9 protein-coding genes are annotated in these 5,180 nt (G+C 59.5%); 7 read left to right on the top strand and 2 right to left on the bottom strand.

The window, feature by feature from the left end; genetic code table 11:
- Positions 1-496: hypothetical protein (locus B8991_RS21645; RefSeq protein WP_179141575.1), on the top strand; the 496-nt coding region annotated here is incomplete at its 5' end.
- A complete protein-coding gene (locus B8991_RS20690) occupies positions 489-767 on the top strand; it encodes a hypothetical protein (protein WP_084355174.1) in 279 nt (92 codons plus the stop codon). The genes B8991_RS21645 and B8991_RS20690, both read left to right, overlap by 8 nt.
- Before the next feature lie 37 nt (positions 768-804).
- Here B8991_RS20690 and B8991_RS20685 read toward each other — a convergent pair whose 3' ends face one another.
- Positions 805-1,044, bottom strand: coding sequence for a ribbon-helix-helix domain-containing protein (locus B8991_RS20685; RefSeq protein ID WP_084355173.1), 240 nt, complete (start codon positions 1,042-1,044; stop codon positions 805-807).
- A complete protein-coding gene (locus B8991_RS20680; protein ID WP_179141574.1) occupies positions 1,041-1,652 on the bottom strand; it encodes a ParA family protein in 612 nt (203 codons plus the stop codon). The genes B8991_RS20685 and B8991_RS20680 overlap by 4 nt, the downstream gene beginning before the upstream one ends.
- A gap of 174 nt (positions 1,653-1,826) precedes the next feature.
- Between B8991_RS20680 and B8991_RS20675 the strand changes: the two genes are divergently transcribed.
- The 5 genes from B8991_RS20675 to B8991_RS20660 all read left to right on the top strand — a co-directional run bounded on the left by B8991_RS20675 (position 1,827) and on the right by B8991_RS20660 (position 5,002).
- Entirely contained in the window at positions 1,827-2,510 is a 684-nt protein-coding gene (locus B8991_RS20675; protein WP_084355171.1) for a recombinase family protein, read from the top strand.
- Positions 2,507-2,881 (top strand): hypothetical protein, encoded by a 375-nt coding sequence (locus B8991_RS21640; protein WP_179141573.1) that lies wholly within the window; start codon positions 2,507-2,509, stop codon positions 2,879-2,881. The genes B8991_RS20675 and B8991_RS21640 overlap by 4 nt, the downstream gene beginning before the upstream one ends.
- On the top strand, positions 2,797-3,720 hold the full coding sequence (locus tag B8991_RS20670; RefSeq protein ID WP_328588535.1) for a replication initiator protein A: 924 nt from the start codon (positions 2,797-2,799) through the stop codon (positions 3,718-3,720). The genes B8991_RS21640 and B8991_RS20670 overlap by 85 nt, the downstream gene beginning before the upstream one ends.
- Before the next feature lie 302 nt (positions 3,721-4,022).
- Positions 4,023-4,226, top strand: a complete 204-nt coding sequence (locus B8991_RS20665) for a helix-turn-helix transcriptional regulator (RefSeq protein WP_084355169.1) — start codon at positions 4,023-4,025, stop codon at positions 4,224-4,226.
- 164 nt (positions 4,227-4,390) lie between these two features.
- Positions 4,391-5,002 (top strand): hypothetical protein, encoded by a 612-nt coding sequence (locus tag B8991_RS20660; protein WP_084355168.1) that lies wholly within the window; start codon positions 4,391-4,393, stop codon positions 5,000-5,002.
- Positions 5,003-5,180 lie beyond the last annotated feature (178 nt).

Raw genomic sequence — 5,180 nt, 5'->3', positions numbered from 1 at the left:
GAAGGTAAGCGGATCGGCCCGGACGGGACACAAGATCGAGCTGGCCCAGGAAAGCGCCCTGTGTCGGATATTCGGCACGTCTGACGAGATGCAAGCGAACGCCCTTCTGAGCCATTGCCTGAAGCCCTTGAAGGCGGACGAGGCCAGCGACGAGCACCCCGGCAATGACGAGCGCATTTTCATGCTGTCTGTGATCCGTGATCTGGCCCCGCGTGATCCTGTCGAGCGCATGCTTGCGGTGCAGATGGCGGCAACGCACGTCGCAACGATCCGTTCGGCGCGATGGCTGGCGAACACTGAGAACATTCCCCAGGTCCAAGCCCATTACACCGGGTTCAACAAGCTCGCCCGGACATTTGCGGCCCAGGTCGAGGCCCTGAGAAAACACCGGACAGGCGGCGAACAACGGGTGACGGTGCAGCACGTCAACGTCTCGGATGGCGGGCAGGCTATCGTGGGCAACGTGAAAACGGGGGGGAGGGGCAGCGATGAATGATGGCGACAACCCCATGAGCAAGGCGCATGCGGCCCCCAGATGCACGGCAACGTCCAAGCGCACGGGCGAGCGGTGCAAAGGCCCTGCGGTGCGTGGGTGGCGCGTCTGTCGCTTTCATGGAGCTGGCGGCGGGCATTCACCTGGCAAGGATCACCCGTCCTGGCGTCATGGCATGCGGTCGCGGGAATGGATCGAGGCCAGGGCAGAGATCAACGAGCTGGTGCGAGAGGCCAGAGAGATCGAGCGCATGCTTTGCGGTAGCGCGTTTTGAAGTTAACGGCCCTATTTCTTGCCACCTTCAAAGCGATTCATGCACTCTTGGCATAGGCGGCTATCGCCCGCTCAACGATCTCGGCAATGGGGACGCCCTCGGCATCGGCCAGGCTTTCGATCAACGCGCGGGTGCTGGGCTTCATGCGAACGGACATTTGATCGGATCGGCGTTCGGCCTTCACCTTGCGCGGCCTCGCCCCTCTTTGCGGAATGCCAGTCTCTTTCGGTGTCGCGGCGGTGTCGATCATCCCGCCCAGGTCGAGGCCCTTTTTCATTCGATCAGCCCTTTCACATAGCCCCAAATTGCGGCCAGCTCTTGCGCGGCCTTTGTGTCGCTCGTCTCTGTCACGCCCTGCCCTGTCGCGGCTGTCTCGGCATAAATCACGCGCTGGGCGATATTCACGGGCGCAATGCGGCCATGCTGGGCAAGCACCCGCACGGCCTCGTCTGTGATCTTGGCCCGTGGCGTCTGAGACATGACGAAGGCAAACGGGACGCCAGCGGCCCCCAGGGCGGCTATCGTGGCACCTACGGCCCGGAGATCATCGGGGGACGGCCTGACGGGTATCAACGCCAGATCGGCGGCCCTGAGCGTCTCTGTGAGCCATGACGGCGCGGCGGGCGGGGTGTCGATCACAACGAGATCAAAGCGGCCCTGAGCGGCGTCTAGCGTGGCCCTGAGCGCATGCGGTGCGGGATCATCGGCCAGCATCATCGGCGCGTCACTTTCGCGGCCTCGCCACCATGCCCGAAAGCTCTGTTGCGGGTCGAGATCAAGCGCAAGCACCCTCTGCCCGTCCTGGGCGGCGGCAACCGCCAGATTGCGGGCGAGTGTCGTTTTCCCGGCCCCGCCCTTCTGAGCGGCAATAACGAGCGTTTTCATGTGACCCCCTATGTCCTGACGGCAGGAAACAAGAAACGGCAACGAAAAGCAATGAATGCTTGCTAGAATGCATGCATGCATCTATCTGTATAAACACGCTACGGACGTAGGGTTTTTATACACCTGACAAAACCTAACATTGTTGAAGAATGTTGACATTCGGAGGGCCGCGCCATGCAGTTTGTAACCTATCTTCGTGTATCAACAGAACGCCAGGGCAAAAGCGGCCTTGGCCTAGAAGCGCAACGCGCGGCGGTGCTGGATCACGTTGCGGGCAAGGGCGAGATCGCGGCGGAATATGTCGAGACCGAGAGTGGCAAGCGCAACGAGCGCCCCCAGCTCGCCCAAGCGATGGCAGAGGCCAAGCGGATCGGCGCGGTGCTCTTGATCGCCAAGCTGGATCGCCTCGCCCGCAACGTCGCATTCATTGCTAACCTGCTAGAGGCGGGTATCGAGATCGCGGCGGCGGATATGCCAGAGGCCAACCGTTTCCTGTTGCACGTCATGGCGGCGGTGGCAGAACATGAGGCGCAAGCCATATCGGATCGCACCCGTGCAGCTCTGGCGGCGGCAAAGGCGCGTGGCGTGGCGCTGGGCTGGTCCATGCCTGAGCGCAAAGAGGAACAACGGCAGGCATCCCGCAAGGGCGCGGTAAAGAATGCTGAAAATGCATGCATGCATGCGGCTAATGTCCTGCCCATCATTCGCCAGATTGCGGCGGGCGGCGCGTCTCTGCGGCGGATCGCGGATGAGCTGAACGCGCGGGGGGTCAAGACGGCACGGGGTGGCCTGTGGTATGCGGGGACGGTGCGCAACATCATGGCGCGGGATAACGAGATCGAGGCCCAAGCGGCATGACGCTTAGAGACATAGGAGAGAGCTTTTCACGGCTTTGGCAGGCTATTCAGGATGACGTGAGAATGGTGTTCTCAGAAAACATTCTGGACTGGCCTATATGGGTTTTTGTTGTTGTCGTTCTGCTGCTCGTCGGCATAGTCGCGCCCTCACTTTCTACCGTGAAAAGAGACGAAGCCGCCAACGTAGACGATGGCATATGGGGCAGTATCTGGGCCGCCCTTATCGGATTTCTCGCCATGAGCTACCTTATCTTTGCCGCGTTCACCGAACGGCACGGATTGCAACCATGGCTTGGCTTTATTGGCCTGATAAGCTGGCCAATCTTCGGCTATTCCTTCCTTTTGAAACTACATCGCTGGTTGCGGAAATGAGCACAAACCGCCAGTTAGATTTGTTTGTGGCCTTGATCGGGGACGTGCCTTTCAGAGATGAGAGAGAGGCCATGAGCGCCCCCCTCGTCGCCCTGTCCAAGAACAAGCGCACCCGGATCGAATGGGAAGGCCCTAGCGGCCAGAAGGTGCTTGTCACGGCCCCAGAGGATACGGGGATTGCGACGATCTGGGACTATGACGTGCTCTTGTGGGCGGTGTCGCAGATCAACGAGGCGGTGAACGCTGGCCTTTCCGTCTCGCCCAGGATCGAATTTCACCCCTATAACCTGTTGAAAGCGGTAGGGCGCGACACTGGCGGCAAGGGTTATAGCGAGCTGAAAGCGGCTTTGCATCGTCTCGGATCAACGTCTGTCGCTTATGAAAGCCCTTCCCTGAAAAGCAAGCGCCGGAGCCTTGGGCGGTTCAACATGCTGTCGGCATTCAGGATCGAAGAAAATGACGAAGGCAAAGCTAAGGCGGCATGGATGGAATTGCCCCTTTGGCTTTTCGAGGCGGTGACAAAGGATCGGGATATTCTGTCGATCTCGCCCAAGTATTTTGATCTAACGAGCGGCCTTGATCGGTTTCTGTATCGTCTTGCTCGTCGCCATGTGGGCAAGCAAGCCGGGTGGATCTTCACCTTTCGAGACTTACATACCCGGAGCGGATCGGCCCAGCCCTATGGTCAGTTTGCCAGGGACTTGCGCAAGGCTATTACCCGCAACGCCCTGCCCGAATACAGCATGAACGAGATCGAGGGGGCGAACGGCCCTTCCCTGGCGTTCAACCGTGATCCGGCCAAGATCGAATGGCGACAAGATCGGCGCTATAAGCTCTGAGCCTGTGGATAACTTGTCCCCAGCCTGTGAAAGCACTCGGGGTATCACCCACTCCGGCACTCGGGGTATCACCCACTTTCGTTCGGGGTATCACCCACTCGCCAGGACGAGATCGAGGCGCAAGGTGCTGAGAATGCGAAACATTTTGAAGCGCCGTTTTGCCGTAACTGTTTAACTATCTCTTTCAGAGATATTCTTTAACGCTCGTTCGCCTTTCGTTCCGTTCACCCTTTCCCCATGCCCTCTGTTGCCGTATACTTGCACCCACAAGATGCGGTGTCAGGCACAAGGATTTGCGGAACATGGATCAAGGCACACAAGATCAGCTCATGACGGTGGCAGATGTGATCTCGGCAATGGGGATCAGCCGGAGCACCTGGCAAAAGCTCGTCGCCCAGAAGCGGACGCCCCCCATTGTGCGGATCGGCGCGGTGCAACGGATCAGGCGGGACGCATTCGAGGCATGGCTAGGCCAGCACGAAAACGCGGCGGCAGAGAATACCTGAGTAAAATACCCGTGTTTGATCTGGCGACGAGATATTCCGACGAGATTGCAGAAACCCCTTTTGTTCAACGGGTGCTGAGGCCAGCGGCACGACCCTATCCTATAGTAGGGAAGAAAAGCACTCGTCCGTCACGCCATGAAAGGCGCAAAGAGAGGGAAAGGCTCATGCGGTTCCGTGAAGCGGTGGCATTCGCCTATGCAATGGATTGGCCCCTGAATATCGGCATCACGATCACCTGGGCGGCTCTTGAGACGGCAGGCGAACGCAACGAAGGCCATTGCCTCGGGCGCGGTGAATGGGATCGAGAAAAATACACTCGCGACGAGCTGGCGCGTCTGTGTCGCTCTGAGGGATTGCCCTTTGTCGCCCTTTGGGGTCGGGACGTGGGCGCGGATATGGGTTCGCATGTTCACCTGTCGATCTTCTGGCCCTCATACAAGCTGGCCCAGCTCGTTGCCGTGATCGAGCGCATAAGCGGCAGCTCTGTGGACTTTGTGTTGAAGCCCTACGCGGCGGACGTGGTGGCGCGTTCCGTCTGTGGCGGATGGCAGATCAACATGAACAACCGAAAAGACGACAAGGGAAGCGCCCTCGAATGGGCGGAATACATCGCGGCCCAGCATGCCAAGCACCCGGCCCCGCCAGAGATCAAGGGCAAGGCGTTCGGCATATCCCAAGCCATAGGAAAAGCGGCCCAGAAGCGCGAACAGCCCGCGCTAGAGGTCAGAGCAGCAAAATACAGCATCACCCGCCCAGAAACGGCGGAAAGCCCCTGAGAGGCCCGCATATCGCCTCTGAGCGGCAATGAAAGGTTCGGCATGGGAAAGATCGAAAAGGCCAAGACTGACGATCTCGGGGTGAAGGTAAGCGGATCGGCCCGGACGGGACACAAGATCGAGCTGGCCCAGGAAAGCGCCCTGTGTCGGATATTCGGCACGTCTGACGAGATGCAAG

The organism is Primorskyibacter flagellatus (genome assembly GCF_900176485.1).
In the GTDB taxonomy this organism is placed as follows: domain Bacteria; phylum Pseudomonadota; class Alphaproteobacteria; order Rhodobacterales; family Rhodobacteraceae; genus Primorskyibacter; species Primorskyibacter flagellatus.
The sequence above is the reverse complement of the archived record's forward strand: the minus strand, read 5'-3'. Positions and strand labels throughout refer to the sequence as shown.

What these genes read in the sequence shown, in the direction of transcription:
- B8991_RS20660 (WP_084355168.1), top strand. Translation starts at nt 4,391, where the DNA reads ATGCGGTTCCGTGAAGCGGTGGCATTCGCCTATGCAATGGATTGGCCC.
- B8991_RS20680 (WP_179141574.1), bottom strand. Translation starts at nt 1,652, where the DNA reads ATGAAAACGCTCGTTATTGCCGCTCAGAAGGGCGGGGCCGGGAAAACG.
- B8991_RS20670 (WP_328588535.1), top strand. Translation starts at nt 2,797, where the DNA reads ATGGCTTGGCTTTATTGGCCTGATAAGCTGGCCAATCTTCGGCTATTC.
- B8991_RS20675 (WP_084355171.1), top strand. Translation starts at nt 1,827, where the DNA reads ATGCAGTTTGTAACCTATCTTCGTGTATCAACAGAACGCCAGGGCAAA.
- B8991_RS21640 (WP_179141573.1), top strand. Translation starts at nt 2,507, where the DNA reads ATGACGCTTAGAGACATAGGAGAGAGCTTTTCACGGCTTTGGCAGGCT.
- B8991_RS20685 (WP_084355173.1), bottom strand. Translation starts at nt 1,044, where the DNA reads ATGAAAAAGGGCCTCGACCTGGGCGGGATGATCGACACCGCCGCGACA.
- B8991_RS20690 (WP_084355174.1), top strand. Translation starts at nt 489, where the DNA reads ATGAATGATGGCGACAACCCCATGAGCAAGGCGCATGCGGCCCCCAGA.
- B8991_RS20665 (WP_084355169.1), top strand. Translation starts at nt 4,023, where the DNA reads ATGGATCAAGGCACACAAGATCAGCTCATGACGGTGGCAGATGTGATC.